Source organism: Rhizobium anhuiense bv. trifolii (assembly GCF_024346605.1).
Taxonomy (GTDB): Bacteria; Pseudomonadota; Alphaproteobacteria; order Rhizobiales; family Rhizobiaceae; genus Rhizobium; species Rhizobium anhuiense.
The window spans coordinates 702,534-722,169 of record NZ_CP098801.1; the positions used below are offsets into that span (position 1 = coordinate 702,534).

Annotated in this window: 19 protein-coding genes; 14 read left to right on the forward strand and 5 right to left on the reverse strand. The window is 61.1% G+C overall.

Annotated features, from left to right (window positions below):
- Positions 1–29: 29 nt before the first annotated feature.
- Entirely contained in the window at positions 30–1,244 is a 1,215-nt protein-coding gene (locus tag NE851_RS03385; RefSeq protein ID WP_063476011.1) for an MFS transporter, read from the forward strand.
- 48 nt (positions 1,245–1,292) lie between these two features.
- Here NE851_RS03385 and NE851_RS03390 read toward each other — a convergent pair whose 3' ends face one another.
- Positions 1,293–2,000 (reverse strand): TetR/AcrR family transcriptional regulator, encoded by a 708-nt coding sequence (locus tag NE851_RS03390; RefSeq protein WP_052213310.1) that lies wholly within the window; start codon positions 1,998–2,000, stop codon positions 1,293–1,295.
- 402 nt (positions 2,001–2,402) lie between these two features.
- Between NE851_RS03390 and NE851_RS03395 the strand changes: the two genes are divergently transcribed.
- The 12 genes from NE851_RS03395 (at position 2,403) to ligD (ending at position 14,870) form a co-directional block, all read left to right on the forward strand.
- Positions 2,403–3,071: an amino acid ABC transporter permease gene (locus tag NE851_RS03395; protein ID WP_063476252.1), complete on the forward strand. Its 669-nt coding sequence runs from the start codon at positions 2,403–2,405 to the stop codon at positions 3,069–3,071.
- A 5-nt stretch (positions 3,072–3,076) separates the two neighbouring features.
- Positions 3,077–3,727: an amino acid ABC transporter permease gene (locus NE851_RS03400; protein ID WP_063476012.1), complete on the forward strand. Its 651-nt coding sequence runs from the start codon at positions 3,077–3,079 to the stop codon at positions 3,725–3,727.
- 43 nt (positions 3,728–3,770) lie between these two features.
- Positions 3,771–4,610: a transporter substrate-binding domain-containing protein gene (locus NE851_RS03405; RefSeq protein ID WP_164735896.1), complete on the forward strand. Its 840-nt coding sequence runs from the start codon at positions 3,771–3,773 to the stop codon at positions 4,608–4,610.
- Positions 4,611–4,641: 31 nt separating this feature from the next.
- Entirely contained in the window at positions 4,642–5,403 is a 762-nt protein-coding gene (locus NE851_RS03410; RefSeq protein ID WP_280178056.1) for an amino acid ABC transporter ATP-binding protein, read from the forward strand.
- A 16-nt stretch (positions 5,404–5,419) separates the two neighbouring features.
- Positions 5,420–6,226 carry a sugar phosphate isomerase/epimerase family protein gene (locus tag NE851_RS03415; protein ID WP_047612865.1) on the forward strand — a complete coding sequence of 269 codons (807 nt, stop codon included), beginning with the start codon at positions 5,420–5,422 and terminating at the stop codon, positions 6,224–6,226.
- 22 nt (positions 6,227–6,248) lie between these two features.
- Complete coding sequence (locus NE851_RS03420) at positions 6,249–7,358, forward strand: Gfo/Idh/MocA family protein (RefSeq protein WP_063476254.1); 1,110 nt, start codon at positions 6,249–6,251, stop codon at positions 7,356–7,358.
- 1 nt (position 7,359) lies between these two features.
- Positions 7,360–7,809, forward strand: a complete 450-nt coding sequence (aroQ, locus tag NE851_RS03425; protein ID WP_028757578.1) for a type II 3-dehydroquinate dehydratase — start codon at positions 7,360–7,362, stop codon at positions 7,807–7,809.
- Between the two features lie 41 nt (positions 7,810–7,850).
- Entirely contained in the window at positions 7,851–9,767 is a 1,917-nt protein-coding gene (locus NE851_RS03430; protein WP_063476013.1) for a bifunctional sugar phosphate isomerase/epimerase/4-hydroxyphenylpyruvate dioxygenase family protein, read from the forward strand.
- A gap of 158 nt (positions 9,768–9,925) precedes the next feature.
- Positions 9,926–10,720 (forward strand): SDR family NAD(P)-dependent oxidoreductase, encoded by a 795-nt coding sequence (locus NE851_RS03435; RefSeq protein WP_018448491.1) that lies wholly within the window; start codon positions 9,926–9,928, stop codon positions 10,718–10,720.
- Positions 10,721–10,815: 95 nt separating this feature from the next.
- A complete protein-coding gene (gene glgX / locus NE851_RS03440) occupies positions 10,816–12,972 on the forward strand; it encodes a glycogen debranching protein GlgX (RefSeq protein WP_063476014.1) in 2,157 nt (718 codons plus the stop codon).
- A 15-nt stretch (positions 12,973–12,987) separates the two neighbouring features.
- Positions 12,988–13,995 (forward strand): DNA topoisomerase IB, encoded by a 1,008-nt coding sequence (locus tag NE851_RS03445; RefSeq protein WP_063476015.1) that lies wholly within the window; start codon positions 12,988–12,990, stop codon positions 13,993–13,995.
- Positions 13,992–14,870 (forward strand): non-homologous end-joining DNA ligase, encoded by an 879-nt coding sequence (ligD, locus tag NE851_RS03450; protein WP_047612878.1) that lies wholly within the window; start codon positions 13,992–13,994, stop codon positions 14,868–14,870. Before NE851_RS03445 ends, ligD begins: the two co-directional genes overlap by 4 nt.
- 12 nt (positions 14,871–14,882) lie before the next feature.
- Here the strand turns inward: ligD and NE851_RS03455 are convergent, their stop codons facing one another.
- From NE851_RS03455 to NE851_RS03465, 3 genes are all read right to left on the reverse strand, one after another.
- Positions 14,883–15,614 carry a glutathione S-transferase gene (locus NE851_RS03455; RefSeq protein WP_063476016.1) on the reverse strand — a complete coding sequence of 244 codons (732 nt, stop codon included), beginning with the start codon at positions 15,612–15,614 and terminating at the stop codon, positions 14,883–14,885.
- A 6-nt stretch (positions 15,615–15,620) separates the two neighbouring features.
- Complete coding sequence (locus tag NE851_RS03460) at positions 15,621–15,911, reverse strand: DUF3175 domain-containing protein (protein WP_063476017.1); 291 nt, start codon at positions 15,909–15,911, stop codon at positions 15,621–15,623.
- A 71-nt stretch (positions 15,912–15,982) separates the two neighbouring features.
- Positions 15,983–16,297, reverse strand: a complete 315-nt coding sequence (locus tag NE851_RS03465) for a hypothetical protein (RefSeq protein ID WP_047612885.1) — start codon at positions 16,295–16,297, stop codon at positions 15,983–15,985.
- Positions 16,298–16,476: 179 nt separating this feature from the next.
- Between NE851_RS03465 and NE851_RS03470 the strand changes: the two genes are divergently transcribed.
- Positions 16,477–16,869: a hypothetical protein gene (locus tag NE851_RS03470; RefSeq protein WP_063476018.1), complete on the forward strand. Its 393-nt coding sequence runs from the start codon at positions 16,477–16,479 to the stop codon at positions 16,867–16,869.
- Between the two features lie 24 nt (positions 16,870–16,893).
- On the opposite strand, the gene NE851_RS03475 is transcribed toward NE851_RS03470, so the two are convergent.
- Positions 16,894–19,611 carry a hybrid sensor histidine kinase/response regulator gene (locus NE851_RS03475; RefSeq protein WP_063476019.1) on the reverse strand — a complete coding sequence of 906 codons (2,718 nt, stop codon included), beginning with the start codon at positions 19,609–19,611 and terminating at the stop codon, positions 16,894–16,896.
- Between the last annotated feature and the right edge of the window lie 25 nt (positions 19,612–19,636).

Sequence of the window (19,636 nt, forward strand, 5' to 3'; positions counted from 1 at the left end):
CACTCTGTCGGCATGGAGGTTATGAAGCCATGAGTGTTTCCTATCGTTGGGTCATCGTCGCTGCGGGCGCATTGATGACCTGCGTTGCGCTTGGCGCGATGTTTTCGCTGGCGATTTTCCAGGGGCCGATCGCAACGGCGACCGGCTGGTCGCATGTCGGCATCGCCAGCGCGATGACGCTGAATTTCATCGTCATGGGCTTCGGCGGCTTCTTCTGGGGCGCGGCAAGCGACCGCTTCGGCCCGCGCGTCGTCGTGATGATCGGGTCGGTGCTGCTCGGCCTGGCGCTTGTGCTGGCGAGCCGGGCCGAGACGCTGCTGCAGTTCCAGCTGACCTACGGCATCCTCGTCGGGCTCGCCGCCAGCACCTTCTTCGCGCCGATGATCGCGGCGACCACGGCGTGGTTCGACGAAAACCGCGGCCTTGCAGTGTCGCTCGTCTCCGCCGGCATGGGCGTTGCGCCGATGACGATCTCGCCCTTCGCGCGTTGGCTGATCTCGGCCTATGAATGGCGGCCCGCCATGCTGATGATCGGTATCGGCGCCTGGCTGCTGTTGGTGCCGGCCGCTCTGCTGGTCAGGCGTCCACCGGCCGAAACCGCTGAAACCGGAACCGAGTTCGCAGCCGACGGCGCCAGGCCCCAGCTGTCGAAAGTCTTCCGATCCCCGCAATTCATCGTGCTCGGCCTGACCTTCTTTGCCTGCTGCGCGGCACATTCCGGGCCGATCTTCCATATGGTGAGTTATGCGACGATCTGCGGCGTCGCACCGATGGCAGCCGTCAGCATCTACAGCGTCGAAGGTCTGGCCGGACTGGGTGGTCGGCTGCTCTATGGCAGCCTTGCCGATAGGATAGGGGTAAAGCCGGTGCTGGTCGCCGGCCTGCTGGTGCAGGCGGCCGCACTCGCGACCTATCTCTTGGTCAGCCGGCTCGGCGAATTCTATGCGCTCGCCATCATTTTCGGCAGCGCCTATGGCGGTGTGATGCCGCTTTATGCGGTGCTGGCGCGGGAATATTTCGGGCCGCGCATTATCGGCACGGTCTTTGGTGCGGCGACGATGCTCTCCAGCCTCGGCATGGCCTTCGGCCCTCTCGTCGGCGGCTGGATCTTCGACACCTTCGCCAATTATTCCTGGCTGTTCATCGGCTCCGCAACGGTCGGTCTGGGGGCGGCCGCGATCGCCCTCGCATTCCCGCCACTCGCCCGCCAAAAACCGCAGCCGGCCTTTGGCGTGGCTCCATGAGACGACGCCGGGCTGTTCTGTGGTGCGGCGGTTGCGAAGGACCGATCTTTACGAGAAATCCGAAACGAAGCCTTCCATCGTCGTGTTCAGCCGCCCAAGGATCGTCAGCAGGATCTGCTGCTTGCGGGCTCGCCGCGCTGCCGCCGATGTCATATCGACATCGAAGATCGCCGAGAAGGTGGCACGGTTTGAAACATTGAAGAAGCAGAGACCGCTCAGCGTCATATGGATCTCTATTGGCGTAACGGCCTGATGGAATAGTTCCTTTTGGTATCCGAGACGCAGGCATTGATCGATGCGTTGCAGGATCGGCCGGTGCAATTCGCCGATCAGGGATGAGGCCGGCAGGTATTTTGCGTCGTTGAGATTCTCGCTCATGATCAATTTGACGAACGTCGGATGATCGAAGTGAAAGTCGAAGCAGAAGTCCACGAGGTTCTTCAGCGACTGGCGTGGATCTTCCTCACCGAGGTCGACCTTCGCTTCCGCGACGCGGATGCGCGCATAGGCGTTTTCGAGCACGGCGACGTAGAGCTTCGCCTTCGAGTTGAAGTAGTAATAGATCATCCGCTTGCTGCGGCGGGTCTTCTGGGCAATGCTGTCGATTGTCGTGCCGGCGTAGCCATGCCGGGCGAACTCACCCTCGGCCGCTTCGAGGATGTCTGCGCGGGTCTGATCGGGATCATTCGTCCGCTGCTGACGCTGATATTTTTGCGTCGCCTGCGACTTGCCGGGTTTAACCGCACTCTCAGCCATGGTTCCTCGCTGACCAGCCAATGCAATCGCCCTTATCGCGGCCTTTGCCTCGCTTTGCAAGCATGGCCGCCCTCGAACATTCCAAAAACCGCCAGTTGAGCCGATCCCCACGTGAGATGGCTTTTACTTGCATAGCAAGGAATGAATTTTGAACCATTTCGAACAATTTTTTGAGGCTGGCATCGGTGAATATTCAAGAAAAAATGTCAGATTGAATCTTCAAAGTAGATCAGGTTGTTATACTAAATAATTGAAAGAAAAAGAAATATTTCAGATTGGCATTAATCCTCCCAGGGAGTTGACAGATATTTCATCATCTGGCTACTTATGTACGCAAGCGAACATTTTGCGTGTGAGGGCCGGGGACGGAGAAGGCGCTTGCAGCGACGGGAGGAGCTCACCGTGAGCTATCAATTTGATTTCAGCGTTATTTTTGCCGCCTGGCCCCGGCTTCTCTATGGGTGCTGGCTGACGCTTGCGATTTCGACCAAGGCGATGGCGATGGGCTTTGCCATCGGCCTTCTCTGCGTGGGCTTGCGCCGGACCGGGATCGGGCCGTTCGTCTGGCTGGTGAAGTGTTTCATCGAGATCATCCGCAACACTCCCTTTCCGGTTCAGGCCTTCTTCATCTATCTCGGCTTGCCGTCGATCGGGATCAGGCTCGCGCCAGATACCGCCGCCATCGTCGCGCTTGGTCTCAACGGCGGCGCCTATGCCGCCGAGATCATCCGTGGCGGGGTGGAATCGATCCAGAAGGGCCAGGTCGAGGCAGGCCGCGCGCTCGGCCTCAGCGGCTTCCAGGTGTTCCGCTATATCATCCTGCGGCCGGCGCTGCGCGTCAGCTTTCCTGCACTCGCAAGCCAGTTCATTCTGTTGATGCTGACCTCCAGCGTTGTCGCCTCGATATCGGCGATGGAGCTAGCCAGCATTGGCCAGCAGCTGGAATCGACGACCTTTCGCAGTTTCGAGGTCTACCTGACCCTGACCGGTCTCTACCTCGGAATGTCCGCCATGCTCACGGGGCTTTTCTCCCTGATCGAGCGCGGCCTTCTCTCCTATCCGACGCGGTGACGGCGATGGTTCAGACACTCGGCCTCAATCAGATCGTCATCCTGCTCGAAGCGTTCCGCTGGACGATCCTGCTCGCGGCGATTGCCTTCGTCTGCGGTGCCGGTGGAGGGCTCTGCATCGCCCTGATCCGCACGGCACCGTTCCAGGCGCTGCGAGCCATGGCGACCGCATTCATCATCGTCTTTCAGGGCACGCCGCTGTTGATGCAGCTCTTCGTCATCTATTACGGCCTGCCGCTGATCGGCATCACGGTCAACGCCTGGGTCGCCGTTGCCGCCGGCCTCACGCTGCATGCGAGCGCCTATCTCGGGGAGATCTGGCGCAGCACCATCATGGCGCTGCCGAAGGGGCAGGAAGAAGCGGCCAAGGCGCTCGGCCTCGGATACCGGACCCGTATCGTCGACGTCATCCTGCCGCAGGCGCTGCGGATTTCGCTGCCAAGCACCGTCGGTTTCCTGGTGCAACTGGTCAAGGGTACGTCGCTTGCCGCCATTATCGGCTTCACCGAGCTGACGCGGGCCGGGCAGATCGTCTCCAACGCGACCTATCAACCGCTCATCGTCTTCGGCCTCGTCGGCGCGCTCTACTTCGCGCTCTGCTGGCCGCTGTCGCACTTCAGTTTCCAACTGGAAAAACGCTTTGCGAGCGCCCGCTAGCGCGCGCAGGGAATAACGCTAAGGGCAAGGAGGAAGCCTAATGATGAAGAATACCAATATGTTGAGGAAGGCCTGGGGGGCAGTCGGCGCGATCGGTTTTGGCCTTGTCGTCGCATTCGGCGCCGGCAAGGCTGATGCGCAGAGCTTTGCGGAGCTGAAGGCCAGCGGCAAGATCGTGATCGGTATCCAGGGCGAGAATCCACCATGGGGGTTCGTCGACGAAAACAATCAGAGCGCCGGCTTCGATGCCGATTTCGCCAAGCTTCTCGGTGAGGAAATCGGCGTGCCGGTCGAGTTCAACCGTGTTGCCGTCGCCAATCGTATCCCGACCTTGATGACCAACAAAGTCGATGCACTGATTGCAGTGATGGGCATGTATCCCGACCGCGCCAAGGTGGTGCAGTTTACCAAGCCCTATTCGGCGATCGACATCATGCTGCTCGCCAAGCCGGAGACAAATATCAAGGCGCCGGCCGATCTCAAGGGCCTGCGAATTGCCGTTGCGCGCTCCTCGGCACAGGATACGCAGGTGACGCAGAACGCTCCGGAAGGCGCGACGATCCAGCGTTTCGATGACGATGCTACCGCCATCCAGGCCTTCCTTTCCGGTCAGGTCGACGCGCTCGGCGCCAACAACACCTATTTCCTCAGCATCGCCAAGATCGCGCCGGACTTCAAATTCGAAAAGAAACTGCAGTTCAACCGCCAATATAACGGCATCTCCGTGCGTCCCGGTCAAAAGCAGTTTGTCGAGGAGCTGAACGCCTTCATCGACAAGGCGCGCGCCGACGGCCGCCTCGAGAAGATCTACCAGAAATGGCTTGGCCAGGACGCGCCCGACTTCCCGGACTCGCTGCCTAATATCCCCTTCACCGTTCAATAACAAAGCAGATGAGGAAGACGCCGTGAATGCGATGGTGACAATTGCGGACAATGCCGCTGTCGATCCGATGATCGTCATGGAAGCCGTGGACAAATATTACGGCGCCTTCCACGCTCTCAAGAGCATCAACCTGACGGTGAAGCAGGGGGAGAAGGTCGTTCTCTGCGGGCCTTCCGGCTCGGGGAAATCGACCCTCATCCGCTGCATCAACTATCTCGAGAATTTCGCCAGCGGCCGGGTCGTGGTCGACGGTATCGAGTTGAAGACAGGCGCCTCGATCGACGCCATCCGTCGTGAGGTTGGCATGGTCTTCCAGCAGTTCAATCTCTTCCCGCATATGACGGTTCTGAGAAACTGCATGCTTGCACCGATGAAGGTGCGCGGAATGAAGGCAGCACAGGCGGAAGAGGTTGCGCGAGCCTATCTGGAGCGCGTGCGCATCTCCGATCAGATGCACAAATATCCGGCGCAGCTTTCCGGCGGTCAGCAGCAGCGTGTGGCGATTGCCCGCGCGCTCTGCATGGATCCAAAGGTGATGCTCTTCGATGAGCCGACCTCGGCGCTCGATCCCGAGATGGTCAAGGAAGTGCTCGACACAATGGTCTCGCTCGCCGGCGAAGGGCGAACGATGATCTGCGTGACCCATGAGATGGGTTTTGCCCGCGCCGTGGCCGATCGTGTGATCTTCATGGCGAATGGCGAGATCATCGAGGAGGCGTCGCCCGAGGAATTCTTCACCGCGCCCCGGAACGAGCGCACGCGCGCTTTTCTCGGACAGATTCTCGGGCACTGAGAGCGGGAAGAGAATAATGCCACTCGATTACGGTGTTCATACGTTCGGCTTCGTCTGGAACGCGACGGCGGCCGAGGCCATCGCCAGGCTGGCGGATCAGGGTTTTAGGAAATTCCAGCTGCTTGCCAGTGATCCGCATTTCAATATCCGTGATCACGGTTCGACGGACTGGATCGCGCTCAGGAACGGCATCGCCGCTGCTGGCGGAAAGCTGGTCGCGCTCGACCTGCCGGTTGGCGACTATAATCTCGCCAGCCCTATGCCCGATGTGACGGAGTTTGCTGTCGGCGCCTATGGCAGAGCAATCGAAGCGGCCGCCTTTCTCGGCAGCCGCTATGTCACGGTGAGTTCAGGGCGTAAACACGCGCTCATCGCCGCGACACCGGGCGTGCTGGAAGATATCGTCGCTGACTGCCTCGTCCGGCTGGCGGACCACGCCGCCGCCTGCGGAATCCGACTTCTCTTCGAAAACCACCCGATCGGTGTCTTCCCGGATGCGGCCTCGATCCGATCGATGCTCGACCGCTGCCGCCGGGACAATATCGACGTCGTCTATGACGTCGCCAATGCCCGGGCGATCGGCGAGGATCCGTCCGCCGGCCTGGAAATGTTGAAGGACAGGGTTCGCGTCATCCACCTCTCGGATGCCGACGACGGCAAATGGCAGCACGCGCCGATCGGCTCGGGACAGATCGACTTCCGGCCGATCCTGAAGACCATCGAAGATCTTCGCTTCGACGGCGACGTGGTCATCGAAATCATCTCGGAAAATCCATTGGCGGATGCGGTTGCTTCTCGCACCCGCCTGCAAACCCTCTTGTGACTGGAACGGAATGGTTGAAAGCATGGCAAATATCTCCATCGGCGTCATCGGCGCAGGCCTGATCGGCCGCAAACACATCAAGAAGATCATCGATCATCCCGATTTCGACCTTGCCGGTATCGCTGACGTCAACCGCGACAGCATCTCGGCGCAATATCCGGGTATTGCGGTCTTCAAGGATTACAAGTCGCTGCTCGATGAAGCACGGCCGCAGGCCGTCATCATTGCCTCGCCCAACCAGAGCCATGCCGAAATCGGTATCGAATGCGCGCGCCTCGGGATCGATATGCTGATCGAAAAGCCGGTGACCGATACGCTCGAAAGCGCCGCCGATCTGCTCCTGGAAGTGCGCGCAAACAATGTCCGGACGCTCGTCGGTCATCATCGCCGCCATCATGACCAGGTCAAGACGCTGAGACGCTTGCTGCGTGAAGGGTTGATTGGCAATCTTGTCGGCGTCTCCGCCATCTGGGCGGCCTACAAGCCGGATGAGTATTTCCGCATCGCCCCCTGGCGCACGCAGCCGGGTGGCGGACCGATCCTGATCAACCTCATTCACGAGATCGATTTCCTGCGTTACACGGCAGGCGAGATCCTTGGTGTCAGCGCCATCTCCTCAAACCGGCAGCGGCAGTTCCCGGTTGAAGATACCACCGGCGCCTTGCTTCAATTCGATAGCGGCTGCATCGGCACCTTCTTTGCGAGCGACAGCGCGGTTTCCCCCTGGACGACGGAGCAGGGGGCCGGCGAAGCAGTCGAGTTTCCGTTCAGCGGAGAGAGCAACTATCGCTTCGTCGGCAGCCGCGGTTCTCTGGAATTTCCGACCCTGGTCCATTGGGCGCAGGCAGAGGGTAGCCAGAACTGGAACGAGCCGATCCGGTCCCAGCGGCTGCTTGCAAGCTTCATCGATCCCTACCACGCCCAGCTCGACCATTTCCGCGATGTCGTCCGCGGCGAGGCGGAGTCGCTGCTCACCGTTGAGGATGGCGCCCGTACGCTGATCGCGACGCTTGCCGTGGCGGAGGCTGCCGCATCGGGAAGCCGGATCGATCTCCACGATCGTTACGAGGCGCTCGCAGCCGGAAAATTCTCACCGACATTGCAAGCTACAAATCCAAGGAAAGCATTCTGACATGAAGCCGATCTTCGTTCTCAACGGTTCCAACCTCAATCTGCTTGGCCAACGCGAGCCGCATATCTACGGCAGCACGACACTCGCTGACATCGAAACCATGTGCCATGCGAGCCCGGCGGGCCGAAAGCATGGTGTCGACTTCCGGCAATCCAACCACGAGGGCGAACTGATCGACTGGATCCACGAAGCCCGCCATGCGGCCGACGCGATCGTCATCAATGCCGGTGCCTATACCCATACCTCGCTCGCCATCCATGATGCGCTGAGGACCTTCGAAGGCCCGATCATCGAACTGCACATCACCAATGTGCATCGCCGCGAAACCGTTCGCCACCACTCCTACATCTCGCTTGCTGCGACCGGCGTGATCTGCGGCCTCGGGCCGGATGGCTATGAGTTCGCACTCGAGGCGGCGTCACGGCTCGTCGCCAAGACAAAGGCGGCATAGGGCGCTCCCATCCCGATCACTGTCGCGAAAGGACTCCTGCGATGAAGACATCGATAGCGACCGTTTCATTAGGCGGCGACCTGCGCGACAAGCTGGAGGCGATCGCCAGGGCCGGCTTCGACGGGGTGGAGATTTTCGAGAACGACTTTTTGATCTACGACGCCAGCCCCAAGGAGGTCGGCCGGATGGTGCGCGATCTCGGCATGGAGATCACGCTGTTTCAGCCGTTTCGCGATTTCGAAGGCATGCCGGAACCGCTGCGCAGCCGCACCTTCGACCGGGCAGAGCGCAAGTTCGACGTCATGCAGGAAATGGGCACCGATCTCGTGCTCGTCTGCTCGAACGTTTCGCCAGCGTCGCTCGGCGGTCTCGACCGGGCGGCGGCAGATTTTCATGAACTCGGCGAGCGGGCCGCCGGGCGCGGTCTGCGCGTCGGCTACGAGGCGCTCGCCTGGGGCCGCCACATCCATGATCACCGCGACGCTTGGGAGATCGTCCGGCGGGCCGATCATCCAAATATCGGCCTGGTCCTCGACAGCTTTCATACGCTGTCGCGCAAGATCGACGTCAACTCGATCCGCTCGATCCCGAAGGAGAAGATCTTCATCATCCAGCTTGCCGACGCGCCGCTGATCGACATGGATCTGCTCTATTGGAGCCGGCACTTCCGCAACATGCCCGGCGAAGGCGATCTGCCGGTGCTCGACTTCATGAAGGCTGTCGCCGCAACGGGGTATGACGGATATCTGTCGCTGGAGATCTTCAACGATCAATTCCGCGGCGGGTCTGCGAGCGCAATCGCCGTCGACGGCCGCCGCTCGTTGATCTATCTCGGCGACCAGGTCAAGCGGCAGCAGCCGCAGAGTGCGCTGCCGGTGCCTCCAATGCCGCCCCGCGCAGCCGTCGAGGGCATCTCCTTCGTCGAGTTCACCGCCGCTGAAGACGAGGCGCCAGAGCTCGAAGCGCTGTTTGCAAGCCTCGGCTTTAGAAGAGCGGCCAGACACAAGAGCAAGCGCGTGACCGTCTTTCGCCAGGGCGCCATCAACCTCGTCGTCAATACCGAGCAGAAGGGCTTTGCCAGCGCCTCCTATTCCGTCCACGGCACCTCGGCCTATGCCGCCGGCCTGATGGTCGATGATGCAACGGCAGCGTTGCGACGCGCCGTTGCGCTCGGCGCCCAACGATTCGAGCAATCGCTCGATGCCGGCGAAATCGAGGTGCCGGCGGTGCGTGGCGTCGGCGGCGGCATCCTCTATTTCCTCGACCGCAAGACCGAACTCGGTCGCATCTGGGAGATCGAATTCGACGCGATCGAGGACCATATCCCTCTTCAGCCGGCCGGGCTGCAGTCGATCGACCATATGGCGCAGACGATGAAATATGAGGAGCTTTTGACCTGGCTGTTGTTTTATACGTCGCTGATCGACGTGCAGAAGACGCCGATGGTCGATATCGTCGATCCCTCGGGCATCGTCAGGAGCCAGGTGGTCGAGAATGCGGAAGGCTCGCTGCGCATCACCATGAACGGCGCCGAGAACCGCAACACGCTGGCCGGCCGTTTCATCGCCGAAACCTTCGGCTCCGGCATCCAGCATCTGGCCTTCAGGACGCACGACATCTTTGCCACTGCAGCAGCCCTTGCCGCAAACGGTTTCGTCTCACTGGCGATTTCGCCGAACTATTATGACGATCTCGAAGCCCGCTTCGGCCTCGACGCCGAATTTGCCGAGCGCCTCAAGGCGGGCAACATCCTCTATGATCGCGATGAGCACGGCGAATATTTCCAGCTCTATAGCCCGACCTATGGCGAAGGCCTGTTCTTCGAGATCGTCGAGCGGCGCGGTTATCGTGGTTATGGTGCTGCCAACGCCATCTTCAGGATCGCGGCGCTGAGGAAACATCTGAGGCCGGCAGGCATGCCGACGGTCACGAAAAATCGCGGACATCAGACCGACTGATTTTCCCGGCGACCGAGCACATCGCCGCTCGTCAGCCTCGGCCTCTCACGCAAATCTCGCCCTTTCGTGCATTGCCCTTCGTCGATTTCCCCTAGATAAGACTTCTCCTATTCGTTTCATCACCTATGTCCTTGGTTTTTCGGGAGGCATTCGTCGCCATGGTCGAACTTGCGCAATCGCTCGCATCCATCAAGCTGCCGGACCTGTCCGGCAAAGCCGTGCTGATCACCGGCGCCTCGACCGGCATCGGCGCGGCACTCGCCCGTGCCTTCGCGGCTCAAGGAGCCAAGGTCGGCGTGCATTACAATGCCAGCCGCGAACCGGCGGAAAAACTTGCCGAGGAGATCCGTGCTGCCGGCGGCACCGTGCATCTGATCCAGGGCGACGTGTCGAGGGAGGGCGAGACCGAGCGTGTCGTCGAGGAGACGGCGAAGACCTTCGGTCATCTCGATGGGCTCATCAATAATGCCGGCGGCATGCTGGGGCGCAAGCCGACCTCGGAATATACCGACGCGCATTATGCCGCGGTCATGGACCTCAACGCCCGCTCGGTGCTGGCGGCAACGCGTGCAGCGCATCCCTGGCTGAAGAAGCAGGGAGGCTTCATCATCAACACCACCTCGATCGCCGCGCGCAACGGCGGCGGCAATGGTGCGATCCTCTATGCGGCGTCCAAAGGTTTCGTCTCGACGATCACCCGCGGCCATGCCAAGGAATTCGTCGCCGACAGGATCCGCGTCAATGCGGTGGCGCCGGGTGTCATCGCCACGCCCTTCCACGAACGTTATACCAATGACGAGCAGATGGAGCTGCAGCGCAAGTCGATCCCGATGGGCTTCGTCGGCACCTCCGAGGATTGCGTTGGAGCCTATCTCTTCCTCGCATCGCCGACGCTGTCTGGCTACATCACCGGACAGATTATCGAGGTCAACGGCGGACAGTTGATGCCTTAGTCTCCGCCTCCTCGAGAGATCTTCCCTTGCAAGCCAAGGGAACTTTCGAGCCGCCGTTACGTTTCCCGCATGGTCTTTTTATCGAGCGGGGCATTATGAGCTATTCATTTTCAGAACTCGACTTCCTCAAGCCGGAGCTCGGGGCGGAATATACGGGTTCGGGCACCCATTTCGCGGTATTCTCAGCGCATGCAGAACAGGTTGAGCTCTGCCTCTTTTCGCCGGACGGCAAGAAGGAGGTCGCGCGATTGCCGCTGCCCAAGCGTGAAGGCGATATCTGGTCGGGCTATATCGCCGGCGTCGGACCGGGAACCGTCTACGGTTATCGCGCCCATGGTCCATACGATCCGAAAGCTGGTCATCGCTTCAATCCTAACAAGCTCCTGCTCGACCCCTATGCGAAGCAGGTGACGGGCGAGTTGAAATGGGACGACGCGCTGTTTGGCTACCAGATCGGCAAGGACGATCTTTCCTTCGACGAACGTGATAGCGCCCCCTTCATGGTCAAGGGCGTGGTGCAGGATCCGGATTTCGACTGGGCGGGTGAAGAGGCGATCCGCCGTCCCTGGCCTGATACGATCATTTACGAGGCGCATGTGCGCGGCCTGACGATGACCCATCCGAAGGTGCCCGACAGGCTGCGCGGCACCTTTCTCGGCATGTGCAGCGATCCGATCATCGACCATCTCGTCAAGCTCGGCATCTCGGCGATCGAGCTCTTGCCGATCCAGTATTTCCTCGACGATCGTTATCTCCTGGAAAACAACCTGCGCAATTATTGGGGCTACCAGACGCTCGGCTTCTTCGCGCCGCAATCGCGCTACATGTCCGGCGACAAGATCACCGAGATCAAGACCATGGTGAAGAAGTTCCATGCCGTCGGCATCGAAGTCATCATGGACGTCGTCTACAATCACACTGCTGAAGGCAGCGAGAAAGGCCCGACGCTCTCCTTCCGCGGGCTCGATAATGCCAGCTATTATACCCTCTCACCCGACGATCCTCGCCACACCTTCGATACAACAGGGACCGGCAACACCCTGAATGCCGCCAATCCTATGGTGATGCGCATGGTGCTCGACAGTCTGCGCTATTGGGTCGGCGTCATGCATATCGACGGGTTCCGCTTCGACCTTGCCAGCACGCTCGGCCGCCAGGATATGGAATTCGACAGGCAGGGCCTGTTTTTCGGAGCCATCCGCCAGGATCCGATCCTCGCCGGTGTCAAGCTGATCGCCGAGCCCTGGGACGTGGGCGACGGCGGCTATCAGGTCGGCGGCTTCCCGCACCCCTTCCGTGAGTGGAACGACAAGTTTCGTGACGACGTGCGCCGCTTTTGGAAGGGCGACGGCGGCATGGTGTCGGAGATCTCGCAGCGCATCACCGGCTCGGCGGTACAGTTCAACCACTCGGATCGCGGTGCGACATCATCGATCAATCTGCTGTCAGCCCATGACGGCTTCACGCTGATGGATACTGTTTCCTTCAACGACAAGCACAATGACGCGAACGGCGAGGATAACAGGGACGGACATTCGGACAATCATTCGGACAATATGGGTGCCGAAGGAGTGACGGATAACGACGACATCAACAGCCTTCGGACGCGGCGGCGCCGCAACATGATGGCGACGCTGATGCTCTCCCAGGGCGTTCCGATGATCCTTGCCGGCGATGAGGTGGGCAACAGCCAGGGCGGCAATAACAACGCCTATTGCCAGGACAACGAGATCGGCTGGACGGATTGGGCGGGGCTCGACGACCCTTTCCTCGATTTCTGCCGGCAGGCCGTCGCCTTCCGCAAGGCCCATCCCGTCTTGCGGCAGGAGCGGTTCCTGACCGGCGAGACCGCCGAGGATGGCCGCATCGAGATCGCCTGGTACAAGCCGGACGGCAACTTCATGGACGATGGGGCTTGGAACGACGACGGATTGCAGGTGTTCGGGGTCTATGTCTCGAGGAGCGTGAATGCGCCAGACACCGAGACGATGGACGACCTCTTCCTCATCTTCAATGCCGGTGGCGATTGCGAGGTTCACCTGCCTGTCGTGAATGGGCTGAAACAGTGGTCGAGGGTTCTCGACACGGGCGCGGAGACGGACGCCTTCAAGGTGCACGAGCCGCAGAATCCGGTCATCGTCTATGCCCAGAGCGTGGCGGTCTTCGCGCCGAAGGGCCAGACCGAGCCGCCGAAGGATGCGACAAAAGCCGAGCGTCGGCGGTGGTTCCAGTTCGGCCGCAGGAGCAGGTAACAGGTCGCAGCGAAGATGAATGCCGAAGCCATCACCGAACTTGGTCTCGTCTATGTCAGCGATACCGAACCAGGCATCCGAAGACGCAGGAAAGGCAAGGGCTTCAGCTATGTGATGCCCGACGGCACGACGCTCGCTGACGAATTACAGCGGGCACGCATCGGTGCGCTCGGTCTGCCGCCGGCCTATGAGAATGTGTGGATCTGCCTCTATGATAACGGCCATCTGCAGGCGACTGGCATCGATGCGCGCGGGCGCAAGCAATACCGTTACCACAAGGAATGGCAATCCTTCCGCAGTGCGGGAAAATTCCATCAGCTGATCGAATTCGGCCGGGCGCTGCCGAAGATACGCCGCACCGTGCTGCGCCATCTCGACACCGGCGCGGAGGACGTCAACGGTGTGCTTGCGGCTTTGACGACCCTGCTCGACGAGGCGCATTTGCGCGTCGGCAACCAGGCCTATGTCAGGGAGAACGGCACCTATGGCGCAACGACGCTGCTGAAGCGCCACCTGAAGATCGTCGACGGGCGGATCGAATTGAAATTCCGCGCCAAGGGCGGCAAACGCGTCCAGCGCAGTCTCAAACATCCCAGGCTGCAGAAGATCCTGGAGGAAATAGCCGACCTACCCGGGCGCCAGCTCTTCGTCTGGAAGGATGAAAGCGGGGCGCTGAAGCCGATCGATTCCGGCCGGTTGAACGCCTATCTCGCCGAGATATCGGGCATTCCCATCTCGGCGAAAACCTTTCGCACCTGGGCCGGCTCGCTGGCGGCTTTCGGCGCGGCGCGCGAGGCGATTACCGGAGGCGGCCGGCCGACGGTCAAGCAGATGTCGGAAGCCGCGGCCGAGGCACTGCACAACACGCCGGCGATCTCGCGTTCGAGTTATATCCATCCGGCGATCATCGCACTCGCCGGCAACGACCATCCTCTGGTCGAGAGCGGTAACGAGCCGCTGCGGGGCTTGCGGGCCGAGGAAAACAGGCTACTTGATTTCCTCACACGCGAGATCGAAGAATGAACCCCAGACATCCGCCAGCATCTGACGTCTCGCTGACCCATCCCGACCGGCTCTACTGGCCGGATGAGGGCGTGACGAAGCAGGCGCTCGCGGATTATTACGCGGCGGTCTGGCCGTTCATGGCGCCCTATGTCGTCAACCGGCCACTGGCGCTGCTGCGTTTGCCGGATGGGATAAAAAGCCACCAACGATTTTTCCAGAAACATGCCTGGAAAGGCATGAATCCGCATATCGAGGAGATCGCCGACCCGGAGGATCCGGACGGCGAAAAGCTGCTGCGCATCGGCGATTTCAACGGTCTCGTGGCGCTGGTGCAATCGGCCGTGCTCGAAATTCATCCCTGGGGCGTCACCACCGACAATTGGGAAAAACCCGACATGATCACCATGGACCTCGACCCCGGCGAGGACGTGGCCTGGTGCGCGGTCATCACAGCAGCGCTAGAATTGAAGACGCGGCTGGAGGCGCGTGGCCTAGCCGCCTTCGTCAAGACATCGGGTGGCAAGGGGCTGCATGTGGTGACGCCGCTTGCGCCGAAGGCCGGCTGGGCCGAGGTGAAGGATTTCGCCCATTCGCTTGCCGAAAGCATGTCGGCCGACGCGCCGGAGAAGTATCTGGCAACCGCGACGAAGGCGAAACGCGGGGGGCATATCTACATCGATTATCTCCGCAACGGCCGCGGCAATACGGCGGTCGCGGCCTATTCGACGCGAGCACGAGTAGGCGCGCCGGTTTCGATGCCGATCGATTGGCCGGATTTGAACGTGGTGAGAGGTCCGGCCGCTTTCACGCTCGGCAACGTACCGCAGCAACTGGAGACCCGGCCGAAGGATCCTTGGGAAAATTTCTTCGCTGCGGCCGTGCCGCTCGCCTAAACGGCTCTTGCCTCATCCCGCGCTGTCGAGCTCGGGATAGTGCCGAAAAATCCCTTCCTCGTTGAAGGCGAGGCGACGGGGAGAGGCGAGATAGCGGGCGATATTCGGACGCTTCGCCACCGCGTCGTGCAGCGCCAGCAGGCCGGGGTAATCAGTCTTGCGGCTCGCCATGGCTTTCGGGAAGGCATAGGAGAGGCCCTCGATCACCTGGAAGAGCGAGAGGTCGACATAGGTCAGCGTATCGCCGACCATATGGCCCGAGCCTTTTGGGTTCTGCCGCAGCACACGCTCGAAATAGCCGAGGAATTTCGGAATGCGCTCGCGGATGAAGGCGGCTGAGCGGGCTTTGGCTTCCGGCTTCTGGTCCTCGTAGTAGAGCGACGTGTCGATCGGGTGATGCGTATCGTGCACTTCGGCGACGAAATCGGTGACGGTCAGCTGCAGGCCGTTGACGACATGGCGAAGGCCTTCGTCCTCGGGCGCGAGGCCGAGCTTCGGGCCGAGGTAAAACAGGATGTTGGCGACATGCGGGATGATGAGGTCGCCATCCTTCAGGAAGGGCGGCGCGAAGGGAATATGCGCTTCGCTTTGGCTCTCCATGATCTCGAACATGGCGCCGGTCCCGCGCCCGCGGCCGGATTGGCGGGTGATGTCGATATAGTCGGCGCCGGCTTCCTCCAACGCCAACCGCACGAATTCCCCGCGGCCTTGAATGCCGTGCCAGTAATAAAGCTCGTATGCCATGACTGCTCAATCCTTCGGTTGGCGACCGAAGTCTTTTCGCAATTCGTCCTTGGCTTTTTCAAGGGTGCCGCGCCGCTTTTTCGTCAGGTGGTCGCCGGCACGGTTGATGTAGAAGGTCAGCATCGACATGGCCGCGCGGAAGGGGCTAGCCTTGCGGCGATCGCTCTTCTCGGCGGAGCGCTTGACGGAGCGGGCAATCTTCTTCGGATCGTCCGATTTGAACACGCCTTCCTTCAGGTCCATCGCATCGCTGTGTTCGGTGACGTCCTGCGACCATTTCTTCTGCGCTTTGGCCATAGCGAAAATCCTTTACCAGGTGCGGGTGCAGGATGCAGGCAGCGGCAAGCCACCGCTCATCCTGTCCCTCATTAGTGGGGGCTGTGATGTTCATTGCGCTTGCGTGTCGCAGCGGCCTTCTTCGCAGAAGCGGACCGCTCCTCCTTCGAGCGTGCGGCGGATGCCGCGCCGCCGATGCGGCCGCCCTTTTCGGAGGATTCATGCGTATCCTTCTTGCCGCGGCCGGAACCGGATTTGTTGCCGCCGCCGCTTTCCTTGTTGACGGTTGCCCAGGCACGCCGTTCGGCCTCCTTATCGGAGACGCCGCGCTCCTCGTAGCTCTCCTCAATATGCTCGGCCTTGCGCTTCTGCTTGTCGGTATAGTCGGATTTATCACCTCTCGGCATCTCAACCTCCTCTGGTTTTGCCCTGCTGGTTTTCAAAGGAATTGAACCGGTACGGAGCCCAAAAGTTCCGGCGCCCGCCATGGTCTGCAACGGCCGGTTTCGGGAACAAAAGCCGATTTTATCAGGTTTCCGATGGGAAAAGCCTGGACACAGGCCCGCACAAAGAAGGAGCCGAGAACATGGAAAAACACATCGTCAAAGCCGATGGAAACGGCGCGATCGACGTGAACGGCCAGGTATCGCCGGTCACCTATACCGTCAGTCTCAAGCAAGGGAAGGGGCATTCGTACGAGGTCGACATCCGCTTGATGGCGCCGCGTGACTGGCTGGTGCAGCGAGGTTTCGAGCGGGATGCCGTGCTGGTCAGCCAGAGCGGCGCGCGCATTCCCATTTATCACGATGGCGCCAGCCGTCATGACGATGGTAATCGTCATGACAATGGCAATCATCACGGCAACGGCCGTCTCGACCTTGCCGACACGATCTCGATCGAACTGACGGCGCGCGACGACAGCTGCACCAGCGAGGTGGATCGGATGCGCAAATATCCCGAGTTCAACGGCACCGGGTAAATAATCAGCAAAGGGCGTCGTGGGCTAGCCGACGGGCCGCTGCTGGACGGCGGTCTTGACCGCCCGCTCGAGCGCGGTGCTGCTGAAAGGTTTCGCCAGCAGCACCGAGCCGGAGAAGCGGTTTGCAATCGGCAAGCTGCTGTTGCCGGTGGCAAAGACTAGGCCGACCGACGGAAAGGCCTCGCGCGCCCTGGCGGCGAAGACCAGGCCCGACATGCCGGGCAGGCCGATATCGGCGACGATGATGTCGACAATGGTGTGTCCGAGGATGTCCACGCCCCGTTCGCCACTATCGGCCTCGATGACCTCATAGCCGAGATCCTGCAGGATCTCGGCCGTGTCCATGCGGATGAAGGCGTCGTCTTCCACGAGCAACAACTTCAGCTTTTCAGCTGCGATCTCGGGATGTTTGGCAACAGGCACCGCGGCATCTGCCGCCCCCTGGCGGTGTTGCGGCCGGTTGGCAAGCACGTGGCGGATCTTGCGGGCGAGTTCCTCGCGCGTATAGGGCTTGGAGAGCAGTTCGAGACCGGGATCGAGCCTGCCGCCATGGACGATCGAATTTTCGGTGTAGCCCGATGTATAGAGCACGGCGATATCAGGCAGACGCTCGCGCGCCATACGCGCCAGCTCCGGGCTCCTCAATGGGCCGGGCATGACGACATCGGTAAAGAGCAGGTCGATATGGGCGCCGCTTTCGATAACGGTGAGCGCGCTTTGTGCATCCTTGGCCTTCAGCACGTGATAGCCGAGATCCGACAGCATTTCGATGACGGTGGCGCGAACGCCCTCGTCATCCTCGGCGACGAGGATGGTTTCCGTGCCTCCGGTTGCCGGCACGGCGTCGGTGGTGGTGACGCGATCTTCGCTCTGGAGCGAGCGGGGCAGGTAGAGCTTGAGGGTCGTGCCTTCGCCGATCTCGCTGTAGATCTTCACGTGGCCGCCGGATTGCTTGGCGAAGCCATAGACCATCGACAGGCCGAGACCGGTGCCTTTGCCTTCCGGTTTCGTCGAGAAGAAGGGCTCGAAGGCCTGCTGCATGATCTCTTGCGTCATGCCGGAGCCGGTATCGGTGACGGCGAGCACGACATATTGGCCGGCGGTGACTTCGGGATGGATGCGGCTGTAGGAATCGTCGAGGAAGGCGTTGCCGACCTCGATCGTCAGCTTACCGGCGCCGTCCATCGCGTCCCGGGAGTTGATCGCAAGGTTGAGCAATGCGTTCTCGATCTGGATCGGATCGGCGAAGGTGTTCCAGAGGCCGCCGGAGACCATGGTCTCGACTTCGATCTCTTCGCCGAGCGCGCGGCGCAACATGTCGTCCATGCCGGTGACGAGCCGGCCGATATTGACGACCTTCGGTTCCAGCGGTTGGCGGCGGCCGAAGGCGAGCAGCTGGCTTGCCAGCCGCGAGCCGCGTTCGACGGCGGCGAGCGCGTTGGAAATGCGTTCCTTGGCCCGGCCGTTCTCGGCCACGTCCTTGCCGAGAAGCTGCAGATTGCCGGAGATCACCTGCAGCAGATTGTTGAAGTCATGGGCAACGCCGCCGGTGAGCTTGCCGATCGATTCCATCTTCTGCGACTGCTGGAGTGCGGCTTCGGCCTGCTGGCGCTCGGCGATCTCGGCGGCGACGCGGACCTCGAGCATTTCATTGAGTTTGCGCAGCTGATCTTCCATGTCGCGGCGCTGGTCGATTTCGACTTTGGCGGCGCGGAAGAGCCGGATATTGTCGATCGCGACGGCTGATTGGCCGGCCAGGCTGACGAGGCTTGCCTCGGCCGCCTGGGAAAAACGGCCGGGCTGCCCGTGGCCGAAGAACAAGCCGCCGATGACGCTGCCGTCACGTGATTTCACCGGCACGGCGAGATAGCTCCTGACCGGCAGATGTCCCTTCGGCATGCCCGCATGCGGCGCATTCTGCCCGTAGCGCGGGTCGAGCAGGATGTCGTCGGAGCGCACGATGCCTTCGCCTTCGAAGGTCGGCGCGAAGACCTTGGTATTGCGCGGCATCGGGAATTTCTCGAAGTTCTTCCGGTCGACACCGGAGAGGGCATAGAGCATGTAGCTGCCGCCCTCGCCATCGTCGACATTGTAGAAGAAGGCGCCGAATTCCGCGCCGGTCAGCGTCACGCCGGCATCGACGACGATCTGGGTGAGGCGTTCGACACTGGGCTCGGCGGTAATCGCTGCACCCGCCTGGTTGACGACCGCAAGCGCCTCCGATTTGGCGCGCAGCTCTTCCAGCGCCATCTCTTCGCCGCGCTTGGCCGCCACCTGGTCGGTGACATCAAGCGCCGCACAGAGGATGCCGGCGACCGTGCCGTCATCGTCGCGCAGCGGCGTGTAGGAGAAGGTGAACCAGGTTTCCTCGGTGCGTCCGTCCCGGCGCATCGGGATGAGCAGCTCCTTGAAGAGCTGTGAACCGCCTTCCAGCGTGCTGGCGACGATCGGGGCGAACTGTTCCCAGATATCCGCCCAGACTTCGCGGAAGGGTCTCCCGAGTGCATCGGGATGCCGTTCCGGGAAAACCGGCACATAGGCGTCATTGTAGAGAAAGGCGAGGTCCGGACCCCAGGCGACGAATTTGGGCTGGCGGGAATTCAGCACCATTTCGGCGATATGTTTGAGAGAAGCAGGCCAGCTTTCGACCGAACCGAGACCGACGGCGTGGAAGGTTGGATGCCGCAACAATTCGCCGATTTCGCCGCCGCCTCTCGGCCAGCCGTTCCCGACGCTTCCCATTCAAAATCGTTTCCTTGTCATCCGC